The organism is Amycolatopsis dendrobii, from assembly GCF_014145675.1.
GTDB classification, from domain to species: Bacteria; Actinomycetota; Actinomycetes; order Mycobacteriales; family Pseudonocardiaceae; genus Amycolatopsis; species Amycolatopsis dendrobii.
In genome coordinates this window covers 89,951-115,680 of the sequence record NZ_JACGZW010000004.1, presented here as the reverse complement: position 1 = coordinate 115,680, position 25,730 = coordinate 89,951, and the positions used below count along the sequence as shown (strand labels likewise).

Sequence of the window (25,730 nt, the reverse complement as noted above, 5' to 3'; positions counted from 1 at the left end):
CGCAACCGCGCGGGTCACGCCGATGTTCCGGGCTGCTGCGCCAGCACGGTGATCGTGCCGGGATCGACCTCGGTGAATCCCGCGTCGCGGACGGCGACCACGCGATTGTCCCGCCAGCCCGCCTCCGGGTCCTCGACCGGGCACAGCTCCTTCCACCGGGCCGGACTGGGCGTGCGGACCGCGACCCGGTAGTCCTTCGCCGCCCACGCCGCCAGTTCGTCGTCCGGCAGCAGTGCCGCGAGGATCATCGTGGCGTGCCCGACCTGTGCGGACGCCTTGCCGACGGTCATCGGGACGTCCGGGTTCAGCATCAGCAGCGGGACGTCCGCCGGGGCCGGGCCGGGCGTGTCGGCGGGCAGTTCGCTGCCGGAGATCTGCAACCGCGAGACCTCTTTCGGAGCCTCCTTGACCAACCCGGGCACGAGCGCACGCGCCTCCGCGCCGTCGACCTCGATAGTGATGCCCGGCAGGTCGAGCACCGCCTGCCAGTGCGCGCCGCGAGCCCGGCGCGCGACCTTCCGGATGCGGTTGTCGAGCCACGCGTGCACCGGCTCGGCCCATTCACCGCCGGGCTCGACGCGTTCGTCCAGGCACACCGCCAGTGCCGCCGCGGCCGCCGCTTCGAGCAGCGCGGTACGGCCGGGCGGTTCGGCGCGTTCGATCCGCAGGATGATCGGCATCGCGCGGACCTCGTCCGGGTTCTCGTCGGACGTGTCCGAGGTGTCCTCGGCGGGCAGGCCGAGCCACGAGGCGTACCGGCTGCGCAGCGGTTCGAGCAGCGGGTTCACGGGCGGGCCAGTTCGAGTCCGTCGGCCGCGTCCGCCGCCTCGACCTCGGCGCGCGTGACGCCGAGAACGAACAGCACCGCGTCGAGGTACGGGTGCGAAAGCGCGGTGTCCGCGACCTCCCGCAGCGCGGGCTTGGCGTTGAACGCGACGCCCATGCCGGCCGCGGCCAGCATGTCGATGTCGTTGGCCCCGTCGCCGACCGCGACGCACGCGCCCAGCGGAATCCCGTACTCCCCGGCGAACCGGCGCAACGCGGTCGCCTTGCCCGCGCGGTCCACGATGTCGCCGACCACGCGGCCGGTGAGCTTGCCGTCCACGACCTCCAGTTCGTTGGCCGCCGCGAAATCGAGGCCGAGATCGTCCACGAGATGATCGATGACCTGGGTGAACCCGCCGGACACGACGCCGCATCGGAACCCCATGCGCTTGAGCGTGCGGACGGTCGTGCGTGCTCCCGGAGTCAGTTCAAGCTTCGCCGCGACCTCGTCCATCACGCTCGCGGGCAGCCCGGCGAGCAGCGAAACGCGCCGCTCCAGCGACTCGGCGAAGTTCAACTCGCCGCGCATCGCGGCCTCGGTGATCTCGCGGACCTGCTCCTCGACCCCGGCATACGCACCAAGCATCTCGATGACCTCGCCCTGCACGAGCGTGGAGTCGACGTCGAAGACCACCAGCCGCTTCGCCCGGCGCGTGATGCCCGCGCGCTCGACGGCGACGTCAATGTTGGCCTCGGACGCCGCGTCGGCCAGCGTGGACCGCAGTTCGGCGTCCGTCTCCTCGGTGTCTTCGCGCACCGAGACGTACAGCTCAAGGCCGGTCACCGGGTAGTCGGCGACGCTGCGGATCGAGTCGATGTTCGCCCCGACGCCCGCAAGCCGCCGCGCGATTTCAGAGAACGCCCGCGCGGTCACCGGACGCCCGAGCAGCACGAGCACGTGCGACGAATCGCGCCTGCCGAGTGCGAAGGGGTCCGCGCCGATCGCGTCGCCGATCCGGACCTCGACCTCCATGCCGACGGTCGCCATCGCCTGTTCGACGGACTCCTGGAGCCCCTCCGGGTCGCGGTAGACGCCGGCGAGCACGCCGAGCACGAGCTGCCCGCGGATGACCACCTGCTCGATGTCGAGCACGTCCACGTCGTGCCGGGTGAGCACGGCGAACAGCACGGACGAGACCCCGGGCTTGTCCGGGCCGGTCGTGGTGATGAGGACGGGAGTCTGGCTCACTGGTTCGGTATCCCTCGTTCGTCGGCACCGACGCTTAGGCCACGGCGAGTCGGCACGCCCAGTCTGGCCTCCAGCGGCGGCGGGCAGAACGCCCCCGTGCCGCGCTTCACACCGCCGGTGCCACGAACGGGCGACGAGAGGCGAGGCGCGAGGGGGGCGGCGAGGCTGGGGCGGGGCCAGGAAGGGCTCGTGAGTGTTTGTGCCGGTTCTAACCGGCACAAACACTCACGAGCCACGATCAGGACCGCTTCCCGCACGCACCCGGCGCCCCACCGCCACAGTCCCGCTCGCGCCACCCGGCGCGCCCTCGGTCCGGCAGCCCCTCGGTCCGGCAGTTCCCGGCCCCCGGCAGCCCCTCCGGTCTCTCTGCTCCGGCAGCCCGCAGCGCTGGCCTGGTACGAAAACGGCGCGTGCCCGGCCGAGAAAGTCCTCGACCGGGCACGCGCCGGTTAGCTCCTGCGAACGCCGGTTACTGCTCGCTCGCGTTGTCCTTGCTGTGGTCGCCCGGCATGGTGGCGTCCACGAGCTTCTGCGACGGGGCCCCGACGTGCTTGGCCTTGCCGAAGAAGCCGATCTCGCCTTCCGCGTGCAGCCGCTCCACCATGTGCGGGTAGTGCAGCTCGAACGCGGGCCGCTCGGAGCGGATCCGGGGCAGCTCGGTGAAGTTGTGCCGCGGCGGCGGGCAGGACGTGGCCCACTCGAGCGAGTTGCCGTAGCCCCACGGGTCGTCGACCGTGACGATCTCGCCGTACCGGTAGCTCTTGAACACGTTCCAGATGAACGGCAGCGTGGACGCCCCGAGGATGTACGCGCCGATCGTGGAGATCGTGTTCAGCGTGGTGAACCCGTCACTGGCCAGGTAGTCCGCGTAGCGCCGCGGCATGCCCTCCGCGCCCAGCCAGTGCTGCACCAGGAACGTGGTGTGGAAGCCGATGAACGTGGTCCAGAAGTGCCACTTCCCGAGCTTCTCGTCCATCATCCGGCCGGTGATCTTCGGGAACCAGAAGTAGATCCCGGCGAAGGTCGCGAACACGATCGTGCCGTAGAGGACGTAGTGGAAGTGCGCCACCACGAAGTAGCTGTCCGACACGTGGAAGTCGATCGCCGGAGCGGCCAGCATGATGCCGGTCAGACCGCCGAAGAGGAACGTGACGATGAAGCCCATCGAGAAGATCATCGGCGTCTCGAAGGACAGCTGGCCCTTCCACATCGTGCCGATCCAGTTGAAGAACTTCACGCCGGTCGGGACCGCGATGAGGAACGTCATGAAGGAGAAGAACGGCAGCAGGACCGCGCCGGTCGCGTACATGTGGTGCGCCCACACCGCCACCGACAGCGCCGCGATCGACAGCGTCGCGAAGACCAGGCCCTTGTAGCCGAACACCGGCTTGCGGCTGAAGACCGGGAAGATCTCCGACACGATCCCGAAGAACGGCAGCGCGACGATGTAGACCTCGGGATGGCCGAAGAACCAGAACAGGTGCTGCCACAGGATCACCCCGCCGTTGGCCGGGTCGAACACGTGGGCTCCCAGGTGCCGGTCCGCCATCAGGCCGAACAGGGCCGCGGTGAGGATCGGGAACGCGAGCAGGATCAGGATGCTCGTGATCAGGATGTTCCAGGTGAAGATCGGCATCCGGTACATCGTCATGCCCGGTGCGCGCAGGCAGACCACCGTGGTGATCATGTTGACCGCACCGAGGATCGTGCCAAGACCGGACACGGCCAGACCGGCGATCCACAGGTCGGCTCCGACGCCGGGCGAGTGGATGGCGTCCGAGAGCGGCGTGTAGGCGAACCAGCCGAAGTCGGCGGCGCCGCCGGGCGTCAGGAAGCCGGACAGCACGATCAGGCTGCCGAACAGGAACAGCCAGTAGGAGAACGCGTTCAGCCGCGGGAACGCCACGTCGGGCGAGCCGATCTGCAGCGGCAGGATGAAGTTCGCGAACCCGAAGAGGCTCGGCGTCGCGTACAGCAGCAGCATCACCGTGCCGTGCATGGTGAACAGCTGGTTGTACTGCTCCTGGGACAGGAACTGCTGCCCCGGCTGGGCGAGCTCCGTCCTGATGAGCATGGCCATCGCGCCGCCGATCATGAAGAAGGCGAACGACGAGACCAGATACATGATCCCGATCTGCTTGTGGTCCGTCGTGCGGAACAACCGCAGCAGGTACGAACCCTTTGCCGTCTCGCGCGCGGGATACGGGCGCGTCGCGATCGGCTTCGGGGCTACGGCCGTCACTCCTGCCTCCAACACTGCAACCTTGTGGTGGTCAACTCCGGGGCGCTCGGGCTCAGGCGAGCCTGATCCGGGCGGTTAGGGGGATCGTAGCCCTCGCTACCGACAGTCGCGCGCACCGGCTGGTTAGATCACCGCATGACCGACCCGTACCGCGCCGCGGCGGTCTCCTCCGCACTCGCTGCCGGCCGCCGGTTCGGCCTCGCGACGGACGCGGCGAAGGTGCTGCACGAGCGCTCGAACGTGCTGGTGAGGATGGGTCCGGTGGTGGCGAGGGTCCCGGCCACCACCCGGTTGCTGCGGCCGGACGCGACCGCGTGGCTCGAGCGGGACGTCGCCCTTTCGGCCTATCTCACCGAACGTGGTGTGCGCGTCGTCTCACCGTCCGAAGATCCCCCGGCCGGACCGCATTTCGCGGAGGGATTGCCGGTCACGCTCTGGCACTGGACCCCGCACGATCCGGACCATCGGCACGGGCCGGACGAGACCGCCGCGTCGCTCGCCGGGATCCACGCCGCCTTGCGCGACTACCCCGGCGAACTGCCGTCCCGCGGCCCGGTCGGCGAACTCCTGGACACCGTCGACCGCAACGCCTCGCTGCTGGACGGCTTCGCCGACCGCATCCGCACGGAAACCGAACGGCTCGCCGCACTGCTGCCGTCGGGCCCGGTCCAGGCCCTGCACGGCGACGCACACCCCGGCAACCTCATCCAGACCGCCGACGGCCCGTGCTGGCTCGACTTCGAGGACACCTGGCGCGGACCGCTCGAATGGGACCTGGCAATCCTCGCGCGACAGGGCGGCCCGGAGTTCCTCGCTGCGTACCCAGGCGAAGCGGACGAAGCCGTCCTCGCGACGTGTACGCGGCTTCGCTCGCTCTTCGCGGTCGCGTGGCGGTTCCTGATCGCACAGCGCTTCCCGCACCGCCTAGCCGAAGCACGCGCCGCGGCGGCCGACTACTTCAGCTGACCCAGCCGAGGATGGCTTCGACCACGCCCGCCGGGTCCTCCAGCGGCGTCAGGTGCCCGACGTCCGGGAGGACGGCGAGGGTCGCGTCAGGCAGCGCCTCGACCATCGTGTTGGCGGCGTCGAGCGGCGTGATCGCGTCGCGCTCCCCCACGATGACCAGCGCCGGGACGTCGGTTTCCCGCAGCAGGTCAACGGAATCGGGCCGGTTGCGCATCGCCCGCGCGGCCCAGGCGACCCCGGACGCCGGCTGCGCGTCGATCAATTCGCGCACGCGCGCGCGGACGTCGGCGGACGCGGTGTCAGCCAGCAGGTTCGGCAGATTCCCGTCGGCCAGCCAGTCTTTGACGCCCTCGGCTTCCGCGCGATTCGCGACATCAAGCCGGGTTTGCGCGGCTTCGGGAGTGTCCGCGGCGGCTTTGGTGTCGATGAGGATCAGCCCGCCGACGCGTTCGGGCGCCTGCCGCAGGACGGCCATCGCGAGGTAGCCGCCCATCGAACAGCCGCCGAGAACCACCTGATCGAGTTCGAGCTTGTCCAGGAGCGCGACGACGTCCCGCGCCGCGTCCGCCAGATCCGGCTCGGCTTCGGTGTCCGGCAGCGGACTCCGGCCGAGGCCGCGCTGATCAGGCGTGATGACCCGGAGGCGTTCCGCGAGCGGCGCGCGGACCGGGTCCCACATGCGGGCGTCGAGCGGGAAGGCGTGCAGGAGCACCAACGGCAGTTCGGTCATGGCGGAGATTGTCGCTGTTTTTCGCCGCGATTTTTGTCGGACCCCGTCGTTATGGTCGGGGCGTGACAGAGATCGTGACGGAAAGGCTGGTGCTGCGGCACTTCGTGGAGACAGATCGGCAGGCAGTGGTCGAGATCCAGAGCGACCCGGAGACGAACCGGTACAACCCGCGTCCGCCGGACACCGCGACCACGCTGGTGATGTTCGACAGCTGGCTCGAGCACTGGGCGAGGTTCGGCTACGGGTACCTGGCGGTCCGGGAACGGGGCAGGCCGGAGGCCGCCGACGGGTCGGACGTGATCGGCATGGCCGGAGTGCGCAACCGGGAGTTCCGGGGCGAGAAGGTGCTGAACCTGGCCTACCGCTTCCGTCCGTCGGCCTGGGGGAAGGGGTACGCGGCGGAGGCGGCGCGGGCGTCGGTGGAATGGGCGGAGCGGGAGATACCGGCGATTCCGGTGCTGATCAGCGTCGCGGTGACGAATACGCCGTCGTTGCGGGTGGTGGAGAAGCTGGGGTTCACCGACTACGTGGAGGAGGAGTACGACGGGGCGGTTTCGCGGCATTTCCGGCGGTGAGGTTGGTTCGGAGAAGCTGCGGTGAGGTTGGTCCGGGGAGCGGCGGATCGCTGTTGTGATTCGTTCGGCAGGTTGATGAGGGGGAGTTCGGCGCCGGAGGGGCCAATGGTCGCTGAGGGGGTGGGGTTGCTTCGGGTTGAGCGGTCGGCGCTGTCCCCGGGGCGAGCGGTTGGCGTTGCCCTGGAGCGAGCGGTCGGTGCTGTCCTCGATCGAGCGGTTGTTGGCGTCCCGGGCCCGGCGGTCGGCGTTGCCCCGGGCCGAGCGGTTAGTGCCCGCCCTTAACCGAGCGGTCGGTGCCGCCCGGGTCTAGCGGCTGGGGTCCCGGGCCGAGCGGTCGGTGCCGTCCAGGATCGAGCGGTTGATGTCGTTCTGGGGCGAGTTGCTGGTGTTGTCCTGGGGTGAGCGGCTGGTGCTGTGCTGAGTTGAGCGGTTGGTGTTGCCCGGTGGCGGGTGGTTGATGTTGTCCCGCAACAACCATCCGCCGACGAGACCGCTCGCGACCGCGATCGCGCCGCACAGCAGCAGGACCAGCAGCACTCCGCGGGTCGCGCCGTCGCTCCCCTCGCCGCGGGTCGCGTAGACCGCGCCGGACACCGCGATTCCCAGCGCCAGTCCGAGTTGCCGGGAGCTGTTCGCGGCAGCGCCGGCCGTGCCGCCGTATTCCGCTGGCACCGAAGCGATCGCCACCGCCGGGAAGACCGGGGACACGATGCCCGCGCCGATTCCGGTCAGGAGCAACGCGGGCAGCAGGGCGATCCAGGTCGGGCTGAACAGCACCGCGACCGCGGTCAGGCAGCCGACGCCGAGCAACACCGTCGCGCCGCCCAGCACCCGGCCCGGTGATGTGGCATGCAACGGTCCGCTGATCAGTGCCGACACCACGACGAACACCACCACCTGCAGCGCCAGCACCGCCGACGTCGCCGCCGAACTCAGGCCGGTCGCGTCCTGCAGCCACAGCGAGATCACTGGCAGCGCACCGAATCCGGCGAAGTAGTAGCTGAACGCGACGAGCAGCACGCCGAGGAACCGGCGCGTCGCGAACAAGCCGGTCGGCACCATCGGCGTGCTGCTGCGGCGTTCCGCGACCACGAAAGCCGCGATGGCGGCCATCGTGACCAGGTAACCGATCACGGCACCGGCGGAGGACCATCCGCGATCGCCGCCGGTGATGACGGAATAGGCGAGTCCGGTGGCCGCGATCGAGAACGTGGCGATGCCTGGGTAGTCGACACTGCGGCCGTGCGCTCGCGGGCCTTCCTTCAACGAGGCCGCCGCCATGAGGATCGCGACCACGCACAGGGGCAGGGAGGCAAAGAAGATCCACCGCCAGCCGAGCAACTGGGCGATCACGCCGCCGGAGAAGGTGCCGACCGCACTGGCCACTCCGGCGACCGTCCCCCAGACCGCGAACGCCCGCGCCCGATCGCGGCCCTCGTAGGTCAGCCCGACCAGCGGCAGGATCGTCGCGAACATCGCCGCGCCCGCGACGCCTTGCGCGACCCGCGCGGCGATCAGCGCGCCGGGCGTTCCGGCCACGCCGCAGGCGAGCGTCGCGAAGGAGAACAGGACCAGTCCGGCGAGGTAGACGCGCTTGCGGCCGAGCAGGTCGCTCAGTGAGCCGAAACCCAGCAGCAGTCCGGCGAGCGCGACCGTGAAGACGTCCACGATCCATTGCAGCTGGCCGTATCCCGCGCCGAGTTCGGCACCGATCGCGGGCAGCGCGACGGTGACGATGCTGGTGTAGATCAGCAGCAGGAACGTGCCGGCACAAGCGGCGATCAACGGGACCCAGGACGGCGCTTCGGGCTCGGCGCGGCTCGGCACGAGAGACATGCTTGAGATCGTGCTGTAATAGGCTTATGCCGCATAACTCTTACTACCGGAGTTTCCTCAAGTTTGTGACCGGCCTCGCCAATGACCGTCCCGCGGCTCTCGCTGACCTGGTCGGACGCTGGGACGAACCGGAGATGGGCCCGGTCCCGCCGGCCGCGGACGAGGATTTTCCCGAGGTGTGCGCTTTCCTGGACCGGTGGACCGAGGTCGTCGACGCCGCGAGCGAGACGGACCGGGTCCGGCTGCTGAACGCCCTGCTGGCCGAGGCCGTGGCTTACCCGAGAATCACCGAGCACGACGGCTACCGCTGGCACCTGCACTATCAAGACGACGGGATGCGCCTGCCCGCGGTGCTGCGCGCGGTCACGTCAGTGGCGGCGGCGCAGTACCTGACCTCGACCAGCATGCACCGCCTCGGCCGTTGCGCCGCGCCGGAATGCCGCCGCGCGTTCGTCGACTTCACTCGCAGCGGGACCCAGCGCTACTGCACCCACGCCTGCGTCAACCGGGACGCGGTCCGACGGCACCGGGCACGGCGGAAGGAAGCCCTTTCGCAGTAAGGATTCCGCGTCACCAACGCCGATTCGGCCGCCGCCGCGCCCGAGCCTCCCAGCAGGGCCGATGCCAATGCCTGCGGTCCGCGACGCCGCCGGTCTCGTCCGCGGGCCACACGACCAGATGCGGGACGCCCGGACGGATCTCGTGGTCGCACCCGGGACAGCGGTAGGTCTTGGCAGCCTGCGAACCGGGGACGGTGCGCACCAGCCAGTCGCCGTCGGGCGCGGATTCGCTGCGGGCCCAGCCGCTGACCGCCCCGGCATCCGGCCGCTCGGCAGCACCGGAACGGCCTCGGCCGGGTCGATTGCGTCTGGGCACGCAGCCACGGTAACCGGACCTCGGCGGGGTGGCTCAGCCGGTGGGATCGCACTGCTTCGGACGGAAGAAGCCCGCGGAGTTGCGTGGAGTGCCGCGGCGACGAGCAATCCCCCGCTGAGGCGCACGTGAACCAGCGAGGCCGCACTGCCTCGAACGAATCACGCCTGAACTGCTGAAGCGAGCAGTCGCCCACCGCGATGCGCACGGACTACGCGGGCCGCACCGGCCCGAACGAATGGCTCCTGCGCTGCGGCGCACGTGAGCTGGGTGGCTCGGCGCGACAGCCGGACGAACCAGCCCGCGTCACGCCGATGACAGCCGCCTGAACGAGTCGGCTCTGCGATCCCGGCGAACCGGACCAAGCGGTCCGAGCGGATCAGCCCCGGGCGATCGCCAGCGGGACGAGCTGTTCCGCCGACGTCAGCGACCCGTGTTGGCCCACCAGGTTTGATTCCACTGCCTCGGCGAGTTCGCGGACCATGCCGAAGGTTCCCGTCGCCGCGGCGACGACGTCGCCGATCCTCGGGCGCACCCGGTCGCTCACCGCGGCGCCGAACCAGCCTGCCGCGATCGCTTCCTCGCGCGGCAGAACCCAGGCTCGCTCGCCAAGGACCTCGCGCCACGCGGCCACTACGTCCGCCGTCGCGCCGGGTTCGGTGTAGACATGCCGTGCGCGGACTTCACCGCCGAATGCGCGGACTCCTGCCAGCAATTCCGGGGCGTCTTCCAGGTTCAGTTTTTCCTCGACGGCCACCATTCCGTGGTCTGCCACCACCGCGAGGACCGCACCAGCGGGCAGCCCGTCCACAATGGACTCCACCAGCCGGTCGACCTGGCGGAGCTGCATTCGCCATGCGGTCGAGCCGGGGCCGTAAAGATGGCCTAGCAGGTCCAATTCGCTGTGGTAGGCATAGCAAAACGCGCGCGAGGAGAGTACGTCCAAGGTTCGCGCGGCGAGGTCGCCCAGTGCGTGCACGCCCGCGTAGCGGGCGCCGCTTTGCGTGGCTTGGGTCAGGGCTGTGTTGGCGAAGTGCGCTGAGGACACCACTGCGGCTTCGATACCCGCGGCGGCGGCGCGTTCGAAGGTCGTCGGGAGAGGTTGGACGTCGCGGGGCGGCAGAGCTCCCCGGAGGTCGCTGCCGTCGTCGTGGGAGCGCCACCGCAGGGCGTTCATGACGCCGGTTCCCGGGATCTCGAAGGTGTAGCCGACCATGCCGTGCTCGCCCGACGCCAGACCGGTGCCGATCGCGGCGACGCCAGCCGCGGTGGTCGACGGGAAGCCGACTCGCAGGGGGCTGCCGGCGAGTTCGGTGAGAACCGGGGCGTCGGCCGCGTGCTGGGCCAGCAGTTCCCAGCCGAGGCCGTCGATGAGGAGAACGCAGGCGCTGCGGGCTTCGGGCAAGGCCAGGCCGCCGTCCTCGCCGGGCACGCCCAGCGCGCCGAGCAGGGCGGGAACGACCTGGCCGAGGTGCGGAACATCCGCGTACTGGGGCACATCCACCCGGACAGCTTCCCACCAACGCGGCGCGCCAGCGATAATCAACGCATGCCCACCTACGCCTACCGCTGCCGCGACTGCACCGAGACGTTCGAACTCCAGCGCCCGATGGCCGAGTCCAGCGCGCCCGCCCCGTGCCCGGAGGGGCATACGGACACGGTCAAGCTGCTCACGACGGTCGCGCTCACCGGTTCGGCCTCCGCTCCCGCGCCGGCTGGCGGAGGGTGTTGCGGGGGCGGTTGCTGCAGCTGACGCCCGCCAGGCAAGCGGCCGGGCCACTGCCAGGCGGGCGGCTGCCCGCAACCAATCAGCAGGACTTCAGCGCCTGATCCAGATCAAGCCACAAGTCCTCGACATCCTCCAGCCCAGCCGAAAGCCGCAGCAAGCCGTGGGTGATGCCCGAGTCCGTGCGGTCGTCCTCGGCGACGATGCGGTGCGTCAGCGAGGCCGGGTGCTGGATCAGCGTGTCGACGCTGCCCAGGCTCACCGCGGGCGTGATCAGCCGGACCGCGCCGATCACTGCGTGCGGGTCGCCAGTCACCTCGAAGGCCACCAAAGGCCCGCCCAGTTTGGGGTAGTGCACGGCGCTGACCGAAGGGTGTGAAGCTAGCCGCGAGGCCAAAACGGCGGCGGTTTCCGAAGCGGCCTTCACGCGCAGCGGGAGCGTCGAGAGACCGCGCAGGAGCAGGTATCCGGCGAGTGGGTGCAGCACGCCGCCGGTAGCGAAGCGCAGGGAACGCAGGCGCGCGGCTTCTTCGGCGTCGCAGGCCACGATGCCGCCCATGACGTCGCCGTGGCCGCCCAGGAACTTGGTTGCGCTGTGCAGCACCATTCGGGCGCCAAGGCGGCCGGGGCGTTGCAGGACTGGTGTCGCGAAGGTGTTGTCGACCAGGACCGGGACGTCGCCACAAGCCTCCGTCAGGGTGGCGATGTCCAGTTCGCTCAAGGTCGGGTTCGCGGGGGTTTCCACGAAGACCAGGCCGGTGTCGGGGCGCAATGCCTCGGCGACGTCCTCAGGGGCGGTCCAGGTGACTTCGGTGCCCAGGAGGCCGGTGGTGAGCAGGTGGTCCGTGCAGCCGTACAGCGGACGGACGCCGACGATGTGCCGTTTTCCTTGCGATACCGCGGAAAGCAGGCAAGCGGAGACCGCCGCCATGCCGCTGGCGAAAGCCACGGCGTGGTCGAAGCCTTCGAGTTCCGCCAATGCCTGTTCGAACCGTTCGACGGTCGGATTGCCGATCCGGCCGTAGATGCCGGTGACGTTCCCGCCCGCGGCGAACTCGTCGATCCGGCGGGCCTCCTCGGCGCTGTCGCGCGCGGGGTAGGTCGTGGAGAAGTCGAGCGGGGCGGCGTGCAGGCCGAGGTCGGCGAGATCGTCGCGACCGGCGTGGACGGCTCGGGTGCGCAAGGCGGAAGTCATGGCAGTCACGTTCGGACACGCAACGGCGGCAAAGCAACAATCTCGGATAAGATTCAGCGATGAGCGAGACCGTCGAACTGAGTCCGGTTGATCTTGAGATTCTGCGCGTGTTGCAGAACGATGCCCGGACGTCGAACAAGGAGCTCGCGGCCGCGGTCGGGCTCGCGCCGTCGACCTGTCTCGACCGGGTGGCGCGACTCCGGGAGACCGGCGTGATCACCGGCCAGCACGCCAAGGTCGACGCGGCGAAGGTGGGGCGTCCGCTGGAGGCGTTCCTGTTCGTGCAGGTCCGGCCGCATCGACGGCCGCTGGTCGAGCAGTTCGTGGAACATCTCCTGGCACTGCCGGAGATTCGCGCGGTTTACCACCTGACCGGTCCAGACGACTTCCTCGCGCACGTCGCCACCACGTCCGCCGCCGAGTTGCAGCGGCTGGTGCTGGACGAACTCACCTCCCGCGACGAGGTCGCCCGCGTGCACACGAACCTCGTGTTCCAGCAGTGGCAGGGCGGGCCGCTGCTGCCGCCGGACGGCGAACCGGCCCAGGGCGCGCGCATCCGGCGGCGCGACCGGTGAACAGCGCAAGATAGACCCGTGGAGATCAGCGACCTGACCGAATCCGACCGCGCCGAGTGGGAAATCCTCGCTCGCGGCAAAGACGCCTACTTCGACGTCCGACGCACCGACGACAGCTACGACCGGACCTGGCGCCGCCTGCTTGACGACGACCGGATCCGCGGGATCGCCGCCCGGCTCGACGGCACGATGGTCGGCATCGCGCATTATCTGTTCCACGCCAGCGTTTGGTACTCCGGAAAGTGCTACCTCGCCGATCTGTTCGTGCACGAGAACGTCCGGCGCAAGGGCGTCGCGACGGCGCTGATCGAGTGGGTTGCCCGCGACGCCGACGAGCACGGTTTCCCGTCGCTGTACTGGAATACGCTCGAAGACGCCCCGGCACGCGCGCTTTACGACCGCGTGGGCAAATACCACGACGGTTTCATTCTCTACACGTACAAGCGTCAGTAGTCCTTGAAGCCCTTGCCGGTCTTGCGGCCCAATCGTCCGGCCGTCACCAGGTGTTCCAGCAACGGTGCCGGCGCGAAGCCTTCTTCGCGGAACTCGTTGAACAGCGTCCGCTCGATCGCCAGCGAAACGTCCAGCCCGACCACGTCCAGCAATTCGAACGGCCCCATCGGCAGACCGCAGCCGACCTTCATCGCGGTGTCGATGTCGTCCGCCGACGCGTAATGCGCTTCCAGCATTTTCACCGCGTCGTTGAGGTACGGGAACAGCAACGCGTTCACGATGAATCCGGCCCGGTCGCCGCAATGCACCGGGTGTTTGCCGACCGCGGCGCACACGGCCGTCGCGGTCGCGGTGACGTCGGGAGCGGTCGCGATCGTCGACACCACTTCCACCAGCTTCATCACCGGCGCGGGATTGAAGAAGTGCAGGCCGATCACATCGCCGGGCCGCGAAGTCGCCGCAGCGCATTCGATGACCGGCAGCGAGGACGTCGTGGTCGCGAGCACCGCGCCCGGCCGGACGACGTCGTCCAAAGCGGAAAACACCGCCTGCTTGACGGAAAGCTCCTCGGCCACGGCTTCGACCACCAGGTCGACGTCGGCCAGTTCCTCGAATTCCGTCACCGGCCGGATCCGCCCGAGCGCGGCCGCGGCGTCCTCTTCGGACAGTTTGCCCTTCACCACGGCCTTGTCGAGCGACTTCTTCACCTTCGCCACCGATGCTTCGGCCTTCTCCATGCTCCGCGCCCGCAGCACAACGGCGAAACCGCGCTTGGCGAACACTTCCGCGATGCCGGTGGCCATTGTCCCGGTGCCGATCACGCCAACGGACCGCACTTCGCGAGCCACCGACGAGTCCACATCGGACGCAGCGACCGAATCCACCACCACCGGCGAATCCGGCGCGTCGTAGGTGTAGAAACCGTGTCCGCTCTTCCGACCCAGTTGCCCCGCGGTGATCATCTGCTTCAGCAATGGCGCGGGCGCGTGCAGCCGGTTGCGGGATTGGTGGTACATCGTGTCGAGGATTTCGTACGCGGTGTCCAGCCCGATCAGGTCGAGCAGCGCGAGCGGGCCCATCGGGTAGCCGCAGCCGAAACGCATTGCGGCGTCAAGATCTTCGCGGGTGGCATAGCGCTGCTCGTACATCCGCACCGCGTGGTTGAGATACCCGAACAGCAGCGCGTTCGCGATGAACCCGGCCCGGTCGCCCATCACCACCGGCGATTTGCCCAGCCGCTGCGCGAATTCCACGATGTCGGACACCACGTCCGGCTCGGTGACCACCGTGCGCACGACCTCGACCAGCTTCAGCACCGGAGCCGGGTTGAAAAAGTGCATCCCGACAACCTTGCCCGGCCGCGCGGTGTGCACGCCGATCTCGGTGATCGACAGCGAGGACGTATTGGACGCGAACACCACGTCCGGCCGCGTCACCTGGTCCAACTGGGTGAAAACCTCGGCCTTCGCCGCGAGGTTCTCCGGGATCGCCTCGATCACCAAGTCCACTTCGGACAGTTCGGTCAGCGAGGTCGTGGCGCGGATCCGGCCGAGCAGCGCCTCGCGGCCCGCCTCGTCGAGCTTGCCGCCCGCGAGCGCCCGTTCGGTCGAATGCCGCAGGTGGCTGAGGCCGCGTTCGACCCCGGCCTCGTCGAGTTCCACCGCGACCACGTCGAGCCCGCTGCGGGCGAGCACCTCGGCGATGCCCGCGCCCATCGTGCCAAGACCGACCACACCGACCGTCGAGATTTCCCGTGCCACCAGGCCTCCAGAGGTTACCCGCTGGTAATTGCCGCTCACTGTGCCACGCGAGACCCTCGAAAGCACATCGGAATCGAGTCAGTCCCGGCGAAGTCACCCGGTCGGAAAACCGGCGTCACTCCCCGAAGTTCGACTCCACCAGCTCGGCCACCTTCGCGACCGCCTCCGCCGCCTGCAGCCCGCGAGCCCGCACCACGATCCGGTCGCCCTGGCGCGCGCCGAGCGACATCAGTGCCAGCACGCTGTGCGCGTCCGCCTCCTGCTCGCCAAGCCGGATCGACACCTCGGCCTCGAATTCGGCCAGGCTGCGCACCACGACCGCGGCCGGGCGCGCGTGCAGGCCGACGTCGTTGGTCAGCGTGAATTCCTTCTCCACCACGCCTTCCTCGCCCGCGGCCGAGGGCTCCGCGGCGGCCAGGTCGGGGGCGACCCCGGCACTCGCCGCGGCCTCGCCCACCGCCTTGGCGTTCGCGCCGCCCTGCGCCGCGACGGCCGCGGCCACCGCGCCTTCCACCAGCGGCGCGTCGACCACCACCGCGGCGGACGGATCGGCCAGCGATTCGACCGCCAGCTCAGCCGTCATCTGCGCGCTGCCGAGGTCGTACAGCAACACCACGCCGTCGCCGGAATCCGCACGCTGGGTGGCCGCGACGACCTCGTCGTAGTCGGTGCCGATGCCGCCGCCGTCGGGCAGCCCGCCCGCCGGGACGATCCGGACGTCCGGGGCCATCTGGGCAGCCAGCTCGGCAAGGCCTTCGGCCAGTTTCGCGCTATGCGAGACAAGAACGATTCCGACGGTCACCGGGCCGCCTCCGCGAACGCACGCAGCAGCAGCGCCGTCGACCGGGCGCCCGGATCCATGTGCCCAACCGCGCGTTCCCCGAGGTACGAGGCGCGGCCCTTGCGCGGAATCAAGTCCACAGTGGACTCCGCACCGCGGTCCGCTCCGTCCGCCGCGGCGGTGAGCACGTCCGCGATCGTTCCGTCCGCGGCCCCTTCGGCCGCGGAGATGGCCGGGAGCAACGCGTCGACCATCGTCGCGTCGCCGCCAACCGCCTTGCCCCGGGCCTGCACGCCCTCCAGTGCCGCCCGGAGTGCGTCGAGCAGCAGCGGCACATCGATCTCGGACGCGTCGCCGAGCTTCGCCGACGCACGCAGGAAAGCCGTGCCGTAAAGCGGTCCCGCCGCGCCGCCGACCTTGGAAATCAGCGTGGTGGCAGCGAGTTTCACGACCCCGGCCGGGGTTTCCGGCACCGCGGTCTCCAACGCGGAGACGATCGCGGCGAAGCCCCGGTTCATGTTCTCGCCGTGGTCGGCGTCGCCGATCGCGCGGTCCAGGTCCACCAGCTCGGTGCGGTGTTCGGCGATCACTTCGGCGGCGGCGCGCAACGCGGCCGCGACCCCTTCGGCAGTGCAGGCCATCAGATCCCCCACCGCAGCGCGGGCGTGCGCACCGGCGCGTCCCACAGCTGCGTAAGCTCGTCGTCCAATTTCAGCAGGGTCAGGCTGATGCCCTGCATTTCCAAGCTCGTGATGTACGGGCCGACCAGCCTGCGCTCGACCAGGATCCCGCGCTCGGCCAGCAGCCGCTCGGCGATGCCGTGCGCGAGGTACAGCTCCAGCTGCGGCGTGCCGCCCATCGAGTTGGTGAACAGCAGCACCTTGTCTCCGGAGGAGAACGGCAGGTCGGACACCACCGCCTCGACCATCCGGGCGACCAGCGCGTCGGCCGGTTCGGCCGGGATCCGCTCGCGGCCGGGTTCGCCGTGGATGCCGATGCCGAACTCGATCTCGTTCTCGCCGAGGTCGAAGCTCGGTTCGCCGACGTGCGGCACGGTCGGCGCGGACAGCGCTACCCCGATCGAGCGAACCTGCCCGATCACCTTGCGCGCCAACGCTTCCACCGCGTCCAGCGAATCGCCGCGCTCGGCCGCCGCGCCGGTGATCTTCTCCAGCAGCACGGTGCCGCCGACGCCGCGCCGCCCGGCGGTGAAGGTGGAGTCCTTGACCGCCACGTCGTCGTCGATGACCACGCTGCGCACGTCCAGGTCCTCGGCCGCGGCCAGTTCGGCGGCGGTTTCGAAGTTCAGCACGTCGCCGGTGTAGTTCTTCACGATCAGCAGTGCCCCGGCCGGACCGGCAGTGGCGGCGAGGGCCGCCTGCACCGCGTCCGGAGTCGGCGACGTGAACACCGGACCGGGCACCGCGGCGTCGAGCATCCCCGGCCCGACGAACCCGCCGTGCAGCGGTTCGTGCCCGGATCCGCCGCCGGAAACCACTGCGACCTTGCCCGCCACCGGCGCGTCCGCGCGCACGACCAGCGCCGGATCGTCGCGCACCCGCAGCAGGTCCGCGTGTGCGACCGCGAGCCCTCTCAGCGATTCGGCGACGACGGCCGCCGGATCGTTGATGATCTTCTTCATGGCGGACCTCCGGCACCTCGGCGTCGTGGACGGACCCCAACCTATGAGGTCGCCGGGCGCGCCGCAAAGCGCCCCCTGGTCACGCCGCGGGCAGTTTCCCGGCCAGCTGCTTGGCCAGCCCGACGGTCTTGCCGCACGGGTCGTCCTTGTCCGCCTGCGCGTCGGAGTTCGTGTACTCCAGCTGGACAACCTCGACGTGGTCTTCCTTCCACTGCCGGTGCTGCCATTTGACCTGGCAGCTCGACCCGGTGCTGCCCTGCTTCGCGTACGCCTGGCTCGGCGTGCCGACGTCGGCCTTCAGCCAGCCGTCGCCCTCGGACGGCGCGACGCCGGGGAACATCGTCACCCGGACGCTCGGGATGAGGCCCCATTCGCACGAGTGCAGTCCGGACGGCCGCGGCTTCCCGCCCTTCACGACCCCGTCCACGGCGGCCGGGTCGAGCACCGTGCACGGGTCGACGGCGAGCAGCGTGCCCGGGCCGGGCGTGTACTTCTGCGGGTTGTTGTGCAGTTTCTCGACCGCCGTCGCGACGAGTTTGCGGCCGGCGGCGCAGGCGTCGCCGCCGGTGTAGTCGACCCGGAAGGAGACGCCGACGGCCGGGTTCCGCGCGGTGAGCGCGCTGACCACGCAGCCGGAGCCGCCGCCGAGATCGGGCACCTCGACCTGCGGGAGTCCGCCGACCGCGCCGGTGGTCTTGTCCGACGCGAAGGTCACGAGGCCGCCGACGTCGACGCTCGCCCGGATTTCCTTGCCGCCGGGATCGGTCGCCTTCGCGACGCAGGAGTCGAACTGCGTGCTCGACGCGGTCGCCTCGCCCTGCGTCGTGCCGAGCGGGCTCATCGCGGTCTTGTCCACGAACTGGCACGGCAGCAGGTCGCGCAGCACGGCGGGGGCGACCGCGGGATCGGTGATCGGGCCGGACGTCGCGGCGCTGTCCCCGGCGGCGGGGACGGTCGTGCGCGCGAAGTTCTCCTTGCCCAGATTCGGGCCGCCGCACGCGGACATCGCGACCACACCCGCCGCGGCCAGGGCGGACAACTTCAGGAACCGGCCGAACCGGAGATCGTGCACCACGTCCGGCAACCTAGCGGGCGAGGTCGCCGGACGCGCGCACAACCCGATTATTCGGCGGGTGAGGTTTCCGTCGTTTCGGTGCTCGGCGGCACCACGAGCGGCCGCAGCACCGCCCACAGCACGAACATCGCCGTCACCACCAGCAGGCCGATGCCCGACCAGAGGTTGATGTTCACATCCGCGGCCTTCTTCAGATCGTCGTCGCTGGTGAACCCGGCTCCCATGATCGTGAGGATCACGCCGTAGACGCCGAGCAGCAACGCGATGATCAGCCGGATGTCGAAGGCGCCCGCCTTGTGCGGCCGCGAGGTTTTCTCGGTCATGCGGGCCTCCTCAGAAGATGATGTTGAGAGCGATCGTGAGCACGAGGACGATGCCTGCCAGCAGGCCCGGCTTGCGGTACCAGCCCGCGTTCTCGCCGGTGTTGTCGTGCTTGAGCGCGTCGCGCGGCGTGAGCGAGTAGACCAGGCCGACCAGTTGCGCGTCCGGCTTCGGCTGGGTGGCCAGCGAAACCCCGATGCTCACCACGATGTCGACGACGAACGCGGTGCCCGCGGCCACGAAGCTGGTGCCCTGCCCGGCGAGCGACAGCACGTCCAGCTGCGACAGCGCCCAGATCGTGATGGCCGACGCGGTGCCCGCCACCAGGCCGATCCACCCGGCGGCCGCGGTCATCCGCTTCCAGAACATGCCGAGGATGAACGTGGCGAACAGCGGCGCGTTGAAGAACGAGAACAGGTCCTGCAAGTAGGTCAGGATGTTCGCGGACTGCGACGCGACGAACGCGGTGCCGATGGCCAGCACGGTCGCGACGACGGTGGTCTTGCGGCCGAGGTTCAGGTAGTAGCCGTCCGGCTTGTCCTTCTTCACGTACGTCTGCCAGATGTCGTACGTGAAGACGGTGTTGAACGAACTGAGGTTCGCCGCCATGCCCGCCATGAACGACGCGAGCAGACCGGCGATCGCGATGCCGAGGATGCCGTTGGGCAGCAGGTCGCGCATCAGCAGCAGGAGCGCGTTGTTCGCGGTGACCCCGCTCGTGGCCGGTTTGTCGGCGAGCAGAAGTCCCTTGTCCTGCAAGTACTCCGGCACCACGACGCCGGCGATCATGCCGGGGATGATCACGATGAAGGGCACCAGCATCTTCGGGAACGCGCCGATGATCGGCGTGCGCCGCGCGGCCGACATGCTCTTCGACGCCATCGCGCGCTGAACCTCGACGAAGTTCGTCGTCCAGTACCCGAAGGACAGCACGAAACCGAGGCCGAACACGATGCCGAGGACGGACAGGAAGTTGTTGCCGAAGCCGGTCAGGTTGTCGCCCGGCCAGGAGTGCAGTTGTTCGGTGCCGCCGGGGCTGTGCGTGATCTTGTCGACCAGGCCCTGCCAGCCGCCGACCTTGACCAGGCCGACGATGGTCAGCGGCAGCAGCGCCACGACGATCACGAAGAACTGCAGCACCTCGTTGTAGATCGCGGCGGACAGCCCGCCCAGCGCGGTGTAGCCGAGCACGATGGCGGCCGCGACGACGATCGACACCCACAGCGGCCAGCCCAGCAGCAGGTTCACGACGCTGGCCAGCAGGAACAGGTTCGCGCCCGCGATGAGGATCTGCGCCGCGGCGAAGCTGATGCCGTTGACGAGATGTGCCGTCGGCCCGAACCGGCGGCGCATGAACTCGGGGACGCTGCGGACCTTGGATCCGTAGTAGAACGGCATCATCACCAGGCCGAGGAACAGCATCGCCGGGATGGCGCCGATCCAGAAGTAATGGACGGTCGGCAGGCCGTAGAGGACGCCGTTGGCGGACATGCCCATGACCTCGACCGCGCCGAGGTTCGCGGAAATGAACGCCAGACCGGTGACCCACGCCGGCAGCGACCGGCCCGACAGCAGGAAGTCGAGACTGCTCGACACCTGCCTTCGGGCGAGAGCGCCGATACCGAGCACCAGGACGAAATAGAACGCCAACTCGATGTAGTCGATCGGACTCGCGTCGAGCCGCAAGTTCGCGTCGGCGAGGAACGGCACCCTGCCACCTCCGAATCAAACATTCTCACACAGAAAACACCATCGTTCCTGTCAGACCGGCACAGTACTGCATGGATTCCGAAGAGGCACCCCGACACCGCGGTTTTTCACCAACCTGCCGCTGACCTGTGCATTCCGCGTGCCCGGAAGCACCGGTGTTGAGTCCTGTCGCTTCGCCCGCCAACCCCTCACCAACGGGACAGATTCACCCGTTCCGGGGTGCCGCTCGCCGCCGGGCCCATAAGATCCCGGCACCTTCGGCGACCCCGGAAAGGACCTTCCGCCGTGCTGACCGGCCCCGCGCTGCCCATGCCCGGACGGCTCCGTGCCGCCTTGGGCTTCGTGATCCTGCAAGCGCTGCTGAACGGCGTGTTCGGCGTGTTCGCCCGGCGGCAGATCGAGAAGCAGCGCCGCGGCGGCGAGGAGCCGTTTTCGATTCTGTACTCGCTGGAGTACCTGTCGTACGCCTTCGCCGCCGGGCTGGTGGCGGCCGGGATCGTCGTCCTGTTCGGTTACGGCTGGAGCCGGTGGGTGCTGCTGGCATTCGAGGTGGTATCCGCGCTCGCCGGGCTGCTCAATCTGGCGGGCGGCGGCGTGGCCGCGGCGGTGGGACTGGTGCTGGCCGCGATGGTGGTGACGACGTTGTTCCACGCGGAAACGAAGGCGTGGTTCGCGGCGAAGGCTGCTCAGCGACGAGCCGGGTCAACGGTCTGACGCACTGGCTTCCTTGAGGCGAGCGAGCCATTCGCGCAGCAGACCGGCTTCGGACACGCTGAAGCCCGCTTCGGTGACCGGGTCGGCGTCCTCGGTGGGGGTGATGATCCCGAGCAGAGCCTGCGCGCGATCGGCGATCGGGGAACTTTCGGGGGTCGGTTGGTCGATCAGCGCGTCGAGGACCAGGTCGCCCAACGGCCGGATCACCTCGATGTCCCGCGTTTCTTCCGGCTGGGCCAGCAGGAGCAGAACCGCGCCGGTCGTGGACGCCTCGATGGCCACCGCGGCTTCCTCGACCGACACGCGGAGCCGGCCTTGCGCGTTGGCGCGTTCGAGCATGCCGCGCAGGATGGCCCGGTTTTCCGCGGCTGCCTCCGGTTGTCTGCCCGGCCGGACGTTTCCGTACATCAACAGGTAGAGAGCGGGGTTGGCGAGCCCGAACGCGACGTGCACGTCCCAGCCGCGGCGCAGGTCGTCGACCGGGTCCGCGCTGGGTTCGAAGGCGCGTTTCTCCGCGAGGTAGCTCTCGAAACCGAAGGTGGCCACGGCGTCGAGCAGACCGTCCTTATCCGCGAAAAGGCGGTACAGCGTCGGTGTTTGCACTCCGGCCGCCGCCGCGACCGCTCGGGTGGACAGTCCCGACGGCCCGGCCGTGGCCAGCAACTTCACCGCTTCGCTCAGGATGCGCTCGCGCTGGTCGTCCGATGCCATGTGCCGACGATAACAGAATCCTGTTGACGTTGACACTGACAGCGTCACGGTCATAGCGTTATCACCGTCAACAACGAAAGGATCCGCTCATATCCTCTGTTCACGTCGCCATCGCCTACTTCTCCGGCTACGGGCACACCCTCGAGATCGCGAAAGCCGTCGCCGCGGGTGCCGAGTCGGTGCCCGGCACCCGCGCCGACCTGGTCGACGTCGCCGAAATGACCGACGCGAAATGGGAAACCCTCGACGCCAGCGACGCGATCGTCTTCGGCACGCCGACCTACATGGGCTCGGCGTCCGGGGCGTTCCATGTGTTCGCCGAAGCGACCTCGAAGCGCTGGATGTCCCAGCGCTGGCTGGACAAACTCGCGTCCGGGTTCACCAACTCCGGCTCGATGAGCGGCGACAAACTGCACACCCTGCAGTACCTGGCCCTGCTCGCCGCGCAGCACGGCATGCACTGGGTCAGCCTCGGCCTGATGCCCGGCTGGAACACCACCACCAGCAGCGAACACGACGACAACCGGCTCGGGTTCTACCTCGGCGCGGGCGCGCAAACCTGGAACGACCAGGGGCCGGACGCCGTCCACGCCGCGGACCTCGCCACGGCGCGCCACCTCGGAGCGAGGGTCGCGACGCAGGCTGTGCGGTATCAGCAGCCGCTCGCGTCGTAGCCCCGGAGAAACTCAGAACAGGCGGAACTCGTCCGAATCCGTGCCGCGCAACGCGTCGTAATCCAAGACTACGCAGCGGATCCCGCGGTCCTCGGCGAGGACGCGCGCCTGCGGTTTGATCACCTGCGCCGCGAACACGCCCTGCACCGGGGCGAGCAGCGGGTCGCGGTTGAGGAGTTCGAGGTACCGGGTCAACTGCTCGACCCCGTCGATCTCGCCGCGGCGTTTGATCTCCACCGCGACCGAACCGCCGTCGGCGTCGCGGGCCATGATGTCGACCGGGCCGATCGCGGTCGGGTATTCACGGCGCACCAGCGTGTAGCCGTCGCCGAGGGTTTTGATGTGCTCGGCGAGCAGTTCCTGCAAATGCGCTTCGACGCCGTCCTTCTGCAAGCCGGGGTCGACGCCGAGGTCGTGCTTCAGGTCGTGCATGACCTCGTCGATCGTGATGACGAGTTTCTCGCCCGCCTTGTTCTGGACCGTCCAGACGTCCGGGTCCTCGATCAGCCAGCACGGCGGCGACATCCAGTTCAGCGGCTTGTAGGAGCCGCCGTCGGAGTGCACGAGCACCGAGCCGTCGGCCTTCACCATCAGGACGCGGTTGGCCATCGGGAGATGCGCGGTCAGCCTGCCGACGTAGTCGACCTGGCACCGGGCGACGACGAGCCTCATCGGACCCGCCCCGCACGGAGCGGGCTGGCTTGCTGGGAGGGGAGCACGAGACGCACCCGCCGAGGGTAGGACAGGCTCGGCGATACTGGCGAGGTGGACCCCATTCAGCGTGTCGCGACCCGCGAGGTGTATCGGAACAACTGGATGACGGTGCGAGAGGACGCCATCCGCCGCGCCGACGGCAGCGACGGCATCTACGGCGTCGTCGACAAACCGACCTACGCGCTGGTCATCCCCCTCGACGGCGACCGGCTGCACCTGGTCGAGCAGTTCCGGTACCCGCTCGGGATGCGCCGCTGGGAATTCCCGCAGGGCACCGCGCCCGACCTCGCCGAGACCCCGCCCGCCGAACTGGCCCGGCGGGAATTGCGGGAGGAGACCGGATTGCGGGCGTCGGCGTTCACGGAACTGGGGATGCTGGACGTCGCGCCCGGGCTGGCCAGCCAGCGCGGGCACGTGTACCTCGCGACCGGCCTCACCGAAGGCGTGCCGGAGCGGGAACTGGAAGAACAGGACATGCGGACGGCGTGGTTCAGCCGGACGGAGGTGGAGAAGATGATCTCCACCGGGGAGATCTCGGACGCGCAGACGGTGGCGGCGTACACGTTGCTGCTGCTGCACGAACGTCGCTGACCTCCGCTGCGGTTGCCCCGCCGAAGGCATCGCGCCCGGGTCTGTCGGCAGGCGGAAGGATCAATCCGTCCAGTCAGGCTTGCGCTTCTCCAAGAACGCCGCCATCCCCTCACGCGCTCCCGGCAGCTGCGAAGCCGAGGCCATCACCTCGACGGCGATCGCGTACGCGTCCGCTTCCGGGCGGTCCAGCTGCGCGTACAGGGTCTGCTTCCCCATCGCCTTGCTGGCCCGGCTGCCGCGGGTCGCGCGGCCGAGCAGGTCGGCGACCGCCTCGTCCAGGGAATCGTCCGGGACTACGCGGTTGACCAGGCCCCAGTCCAGCGCCGTCGCCGCGTCGATCACGTCGCCGGTCAAAGCCAGTTCCATCAGGCGTTTCCGGCCGATCGCGCGCGCCACCGGCACCGCGGGCGTGTGACAGAACCAGCCGCCCTTGCCGCCGGGCAGCGCGAATCCCGAGGACTCCGCCGCGACCGCCAGATCGCACGACGCCACCAGCTGGCATCCCGCGGCCGTCGCCAGGCCGTGCACCCGGGCGATCACCACCTGCGGGACAGATTCCATCGTCCGCATCAGCGTCGTGCACAGGGTGAGCAGCTCACGCACCCCCATGAGGTCACGGGAGGCGACGTCGCCGAAGTCGTGTCCGGCGGAGAACACCGGCCCCGCGGCGGCCAGCACGATGCCGGTCGCGTCGGACTCGCCCGCCTCCCGGAACGCGGCGAGCAGTTCGCCGAGATGCTCGGCGGACAGCGAATTGCGCCGCGCCGCGCGGTTCATCGTGATGGTGACCGTGTCCCCGTCCCGCTTCACGAGGATGTGCTCGTACTCGCCCATGCCCCGACCGTAACCCCGGCAGCGGGGATGCGGAAAGTGCGCCGATACGAATCCGGCCCGACCCCGACCTCCGCCCGCAGCCGGCGCCGCAGGTTCGCGGCGCTGCCGAGCCCCGCCCGCTCGGCCACCCGGGCGACCGGCAGATCCGTGGTCTCCAGCAGCCGCTGCGCGTGCTGCACCCGCTGCACGAGCAGCCACCGCCCAGGCGTGCTCCCCGTCGCGGCAGCGAACTCGCGATGAAAAGTCCGAGGGCTCATCCCCGCGTGCTCGACCAGATCCGGCACCCCGATCTCGTCCGCGAGCCGAGTCAGCGCCCAGTCCATTGTGGACGCGATCCCCGGCCGGGAAGCGTTGGCAGGCAACGGAGCCTCCGCGTACTGCCGCTGCCCGCCTTCCCGGACCGGCGGCATCACCAGACGCCGAGCAAGCCGCGCCGCCACGTCCGCGCCATGATCACGGCGCACCAGATGCAGGCAAAGATCAAGGCCCCCAACGACACCCGCTGACGTGAGCACCCCGTCCTGCTCGGTGTAGAGCACGTCGCGACGAAGATCGGCGGCCGGCGCGGCCGCCGCGAGCGCGTCCAGGTCACGCCAGTGCGTGGTGGCAGGACGGCCGTCGAGCAGCCCAGCAGCGGCGAGGGTGAAGGCTCCGGAACAGAGTCCAGCGACCACCGCACCCGAGCGGTGAGCACGCCGAAGCGCGGCCGTCGCCGCAGCCGGGACTTCAGCGAGCGGGTTGTCACGACCGGGCGCGAGGACCAGATCGCAGCCTTCCAACCCGGAAAGGCCATGCGTCGCAACGACTTCACCGAACGGCGACACCTGCGTACGCCCTCGCCCAGACGCGCAGACGCGCACGGCGAACGGCCCGATGCCGCTGTCGGTGCGATCCTGAGCCCACACCTCCGCGATCACCGCGAGATCGAACATCCGGCTGCCGGGCAGGAGCAGCACCCCAATCGTGCGCATGGCAGAAAAGTACCGCATCGCGCCTCTTCTGCCACTCCTCTCGGCAC

At 69.5% G+C, this 25,730-nt stretch carries 28 protein-coding genes; 9 read left to right on the top strand and 19 right to left on the bottom strand.

Annotation, left to right across the window (positions count from 1 at the left end):
* Positions 1–14 precede the first annotated feature (14 nt).
* From H4281_RS12300 to ctaD, 3 genes are all read right to left on the bottom strand, one after another.
* Positions 15–788 carry a peptidyl-tRNA hydrolase gene (locus tag H4281_RS12300; RefSeq protein WP_182891012.1) on the bottom strand — a complete coding sequence of 258 codons (774 nt, stop codon included), beginning with the start codon at positions 786–788 and terminating at the stop codon, positions 15–17.
* Positions 785–2,014: a phosphoserine phosphatase SerB gene (serB, locus tag H4281_RS12295; protein WP_182891011.1), complete on the bottom strand. Its 1,230-nt coding sequence runs from the start codon at positions 2,012–2,014 to the stop codon at positions 785–787. The genes H4281_RS12300 and serB overlap by 4 nt, the downstream gene beginning before the upstream one ends.
* 469 nt (positions 2,015–2,483) lie before the next feature.
* Positions 2,484–4,256, bottom strand: coding sequence for an aa3-type cytochrome oxidase subunit I (gene ctaD / locus H4281_RS12290; protein WP_182891010.1), 1,773 nt, complete (start codon positions 4,254–4,256; stop codon positions 2,484–2,486).
* 135 nt (positions 4,257–4,391) lie between these two features.
* On the opposite strand from ctaD, the gene H4281_RS12285 reads away from it, so the two are divergent.
* Positions 4,392–5,222, top strand: a complete 831-nt coding sequence (locus H4281_RS12285) for a phosphotransferase (RefSeq protein WP_182891009.1) — start codon at positions 4,392–4,394, stop codon at positions 5,220–5,222.
* Here the strand turns inward: H4281_RS12285 and H4281_RS12280 are convergent.
* On the bottom strand, positions 5,215–5,952 hold the full coding sequence (locus H4281_RS12280) for an alpha/beta fold hydrolase (protein ID WP_182891008.1): 738 nt from the start codon (positions 5,950–5,952) through the stop codon (positions 5,215–5,217). The two genes, H4281_RS12285 and H4281_RS12280, sit on opposite strands and share 8 nt — an antisense overlap.
* A 62-nt stretch (positions 5,953–6,014) precedes the next feature.
* Between H4281_RS12280 and H4281_RS12275 the strand changes: the two genes are divergently transcribed.
* Positions 6,015–6,527 carry a GNAT family N-acetyltransferase gene (locus H4281_RS12275; protein ID WP_237597028.1) on the top strand — a complete coding sequence of 171 codons (513 nt, stop codon included), beginning with the start codon at positions 6,015–6,017 and terminating at the stop codon, positions 6,525–6,527.
* A gap of 306 nt (positions 6,528–6,833) precedes the next feature.
* Here the strand turns inward: H4281_RS12275 and H4281_RS12270 are convergent, their stop codons facing one another.
* Positions 6,834–8,363 carry an MFS transporter gene (locus H4281_RS12270; protein ID WP_246411751.1) on the bottom strand — a complete coding sequence of 510 codons (1,530 nt, stop codon included), beginning with the start codon at positions 8,361–8,363 and terminating at the stop codon, positions 6,834–6,836.
* Between the two features lie 65 nt (positions 8,364–8,428).
* On the opposite strand from H4281_RS12270, the gene H4281_RS12265 reads away from it, so the two are divergent.
* Positions 8,429–8,923, top strand: coding sequence for a CGNR zinc finger domain-containing protein (locus H4281_RS12265; RefSeq protein WP_237597030.1), 495 nt, complete (start codon positions 8,429–8,431; stop codon positions 8,921–8,923).
* 10 nt (positions 8,924–8,933) lie between these two features.
* On the opposite strand, the gene H4281_RS12260 is transcribed toward H4281_RS12265, so the two are convergent.
* Together H4281_RS12260 and H4281_RS12255 are read right to left on the bottom strand one after the other, a co-directional pair.
* Positions 8,934–9,239: an Rv1322 family protein gene (locus H4281_RS12260; protein WP_182891006.1), complete on the bottom strand. Its 306-nt coding sequence runs from the start codon at positions 9,237–9,239 to the stop codon at positions 8,934–8,936.
* A gap of 376 nt (positions 9,240–9,615) precedes the next feature.
* Positions 9,616–10,740, bottom strand: a complete 1,125-nt coding sequence (locus H4281_RS12255) for an alkaline phosphatase family protein (protein ID WP_182891005.1) — start codon at positions 10,738–10,740, stop codon at positions 9,616–9,618.
* A gap of 45 nt (positions 10,741–10,785) precedes the next feature.
* On the opposite strand from H4281_RS12255, the gene H4281_RS12250 reads away from it, so the two are divergent.
* Positions 10,786–10,989 (top strand): FmdB family zinc ribbon protein, encoded by a 204-nt coding sequence (locus H4281_RS12250; RefSeq protein ID WP_078870550.1) that lies wholly within the window; start codon positions 10,786–10,788, stop codon positions 10,987–10,989.
* Between the two features lie 55 nt (positions 10,990–11,044).
* On the opposite strand, the gene H4281_RS12245 is transcribed toward H4281_RS12250, so the two are convergent.
* Positions 11,045–12,157, bottom strand: a complete 1,113-nt coding sequence (locus tag H4281_RS12245; RefSeq protein WP_182891004.1) for a trans-sulfuration enzyme family protein — start codon at positions 12,155–12,157, stop codon at positions 11,045–11,047.
* Positions 12,158–12,216: 59 nt separating this feature from the next.
* On the opposite strand from H4281_RS12245, the gene H4281_RS12240 reads away from it, so the two are divergent.
* Entirely contained in the window at positions 12,217–12,732 is a 516-nt protein-coding gene (locus tag H4281_RS12240) for an Lrp/AsnC family transcriptional regulator (RefSeq protein WP_037815315.1), read from the top strand.
* Positions 12,733–12,750: 18 nt separating this feature from the next.
* Positions 12,751–13,185: a GNAT family N-acetyltransferase gene (locus H4281_RS12235; RefSeq protein ID WP_182891003.1), complete on the top strand. Its 435-nt coding sequence runs from the start codon at positions 12,751–12,753 to the stop codon at positions 13,183–13,185.
* Here H4281_RS12235 and H4281_RS12230 read toward each other — a convergent pair.
* The 7 genes from H4281_RS12230 to H4281_RS12200 all read right to left on the bottom strand — a co-directional run bounded on the left by H4281_RS12230 (position 13,179) and on the right by H4281_RS12200 (position 20,474).
* The gene (locus H4281_RS12230; protein ID WP_182891002.1) at positions 13,179–14,945 is read right to left on the bottom strand and encodes a 3-hydroxyacyl-CoA dehydrogenase family protein; all 1,767 of its coding nucleotides are present in this window, start codon (positions 14,943–14,945) and stop codon (positions 13,179–13,181) included. The two genes, H4281_RS12235 and H4281_RS12230, sit on opposite strands and share 7 nt — an antisense overlap.
* Before the next feature lie 115 nt (positions 14,946–15,060).
* Complete coding sequence (dhaM, locus tag H4281_RS12225; RefSeq protein WP_182891001.1) at positions 15,061–15,747, bottom strand: dihydroxyacetone kinase phosphoryl donor subunit DhaM; 687 nt, start codon at positions 15,745–15,747, stop codon at positions 15,061–15,063.
* Entirely contained in the window at positions 15,744–16,367 is a 624-nt protein-coding gene (gene dhaL, locus H4281_RS12220) for a dihydroxyacetone kinase subunit DhaL (RefSeq protein ID WP_182891000.1), read from the bottom strand. Before dhaL ends, dhaM begins: the two co-directional genes overlap by 4 nt.
* The gene (gene dhaK / locus H4281_RS12215; protein ID WP_182890999.1) at positions 16,367–17,368 is read right to left on the bottom strand and encodes a dihydroxyacetone kinase subunit DhaK; all 1,002 of its coding nucleotides are present in this window, start codon (positions 17,366–17,368) and stop codon (positions 16,367–16,369) included. The genes dhaL and dhaK overlap by 1 nt, the downstream gene beginning before the upstream one ends.
* Positions 17,369–17,447: 79 nt before the next feature.
* Positions 17,448–18,443 (bottom strand): DUF3558 domain-containing protein, encoded by a 996-nt coding sequence (locus tag H4281_RS12210; protein ID WP_312872098.1) that lies wholly within the window; start codon positions 18,441–18,443, stop codon positions 17,448–17,450.
* A gap of 47 nt (positions 18,444–18,490) precedes the next feature.
* Positions 18,491–18,766 (bottom strand): hypothetical protein, encoded by a 276-nt coding sequence (locus H4281_RS12205; protein WP_037815322.1) that lies wholly within the window; start codon positions 18,764–18,766, stop codon positions 18,491–18,493.
* Positions 18,767–18,776: 10 nt separating this feature from the next.
* Complete coding sequence (locus H4281_RS12200; RefSeq protein WP_182890998.1) at positions 18,777–20,474, bottom strand: sodium:solute symporter family protein; 1,698 nt, start codon at positions 20,472–20,474, stop codon at positions 18,777–18,779.
* 285 nt (positions 20,475–20,759) lie between these two features.
* On the opposite strand from H4281_RS12200, the gene H4281_RS12195 reads away from it, so the two are divergent.
* Positions 20,760–21,188 carry a hypothetical protein gene (locus H4281_RS12195; RefSeq protein WP_182890997.1) on the top strand — a complete coding sequence of 143 codons (429 nt, stop codon included), beginning with the start codon at positions 20,760–20,762 and terminating at the stop codon, positions 21,186–21,188.
* Here H4281_RS12195 and H4281_RS12190 read toward each other — a convergent pair.
* Positions 21,177–21,899, bottom strand: coding sequence for a TetR/AcrR family transcriptional regulator (locus tag H4281_RS12190; protein ID WP_182890996.1), 723 nt, complete (start codon positions 21,897–21,899; stop codon positions 21,177–21,179). The two genes, H4281_RS12195 and H4281_RS12190, sit on opposite strands and share 12 nt — an antisense overlap.
* 89 nt (positions 21,900–21,988) lie before the next feature.
* Between H4281_RS12190 and H4281_RS12185 the strand changes: the two genes are divergently transcribed.
* On the top strand, positions 21,989–22,573 hold the full coding sequence (locus H4281_RS12185; protein WP_182891530.1) for a flavodoxin family protein: 585 nt from the start codon (positions 21,989–21,991) through the stop codon (positions 22,571–22,573).
* Positions 22,574–22,585: 12 nt separating this feature from the next.
* Here the strand turns inward: H4281_RS12185 and nucS are convergent, their stop codons facing one another.
* Positions 22,586–23,245 carry an endonuclease NucS gene (gene nucS, locus H4281_RS12180; RefSeq protein WP_101438079.1) on the bottom strand — a complete coding sequence of 220 codons (660 nt, stop codon included), beginning with the start codon at positions 23,243–23,245 and terminating at the stop codon, positions 22,586–22,588.
* 93 nt (positions 23,246–23,338) lie between these two features.
* Here nucS and H4281_RS12175 point away from each other — a divergent pair, with 93 nt between their 5' ends.
* Positions 23,339–23,878, top strand: a complete 540-nt coding sequence (locus H4281_RS12175; RefSeq protein WP_182890995.1) for an NUDIX domain-containing protein — start codon at positions 23,339–23,341, stop codon at positions 23,876–23,878.
* A gap of 60 nt (positions 23,879–23,938) precedes the next feature.
* Here the strand turns inward: H4281_RS12175 and H4281_RS12170 are convergent, their stop codons facing one another.
* The gene (locus tag H4281_RS12170) at positions 23,939–24,712 is read right to left on the bottom strand and encodes an enoyl-CoA hydratase-related protein (protein ID WP_182890994.1); all 774 of its coding nucleotides are present in this window, start codon (positions 24,710–24,712) and stop codon (positions 23,939–23,941) included.
* Complete coding sequence (locus tag H4281_RS12165; protein WP_182890993.1) at positions 24,685–25,683, bottom strand: GlxA family transcriptional regulator; 999 nt, start codon at positions 25,681–25,683, stop codon at positions 24,685–24,687. Before H4281_RS12165 ends, H4281_RS12170 begins: the two co-directional genes overlap by 28 nt.
* Positions 25,684–25,730 lie beyond the last annotated feature (47 nt).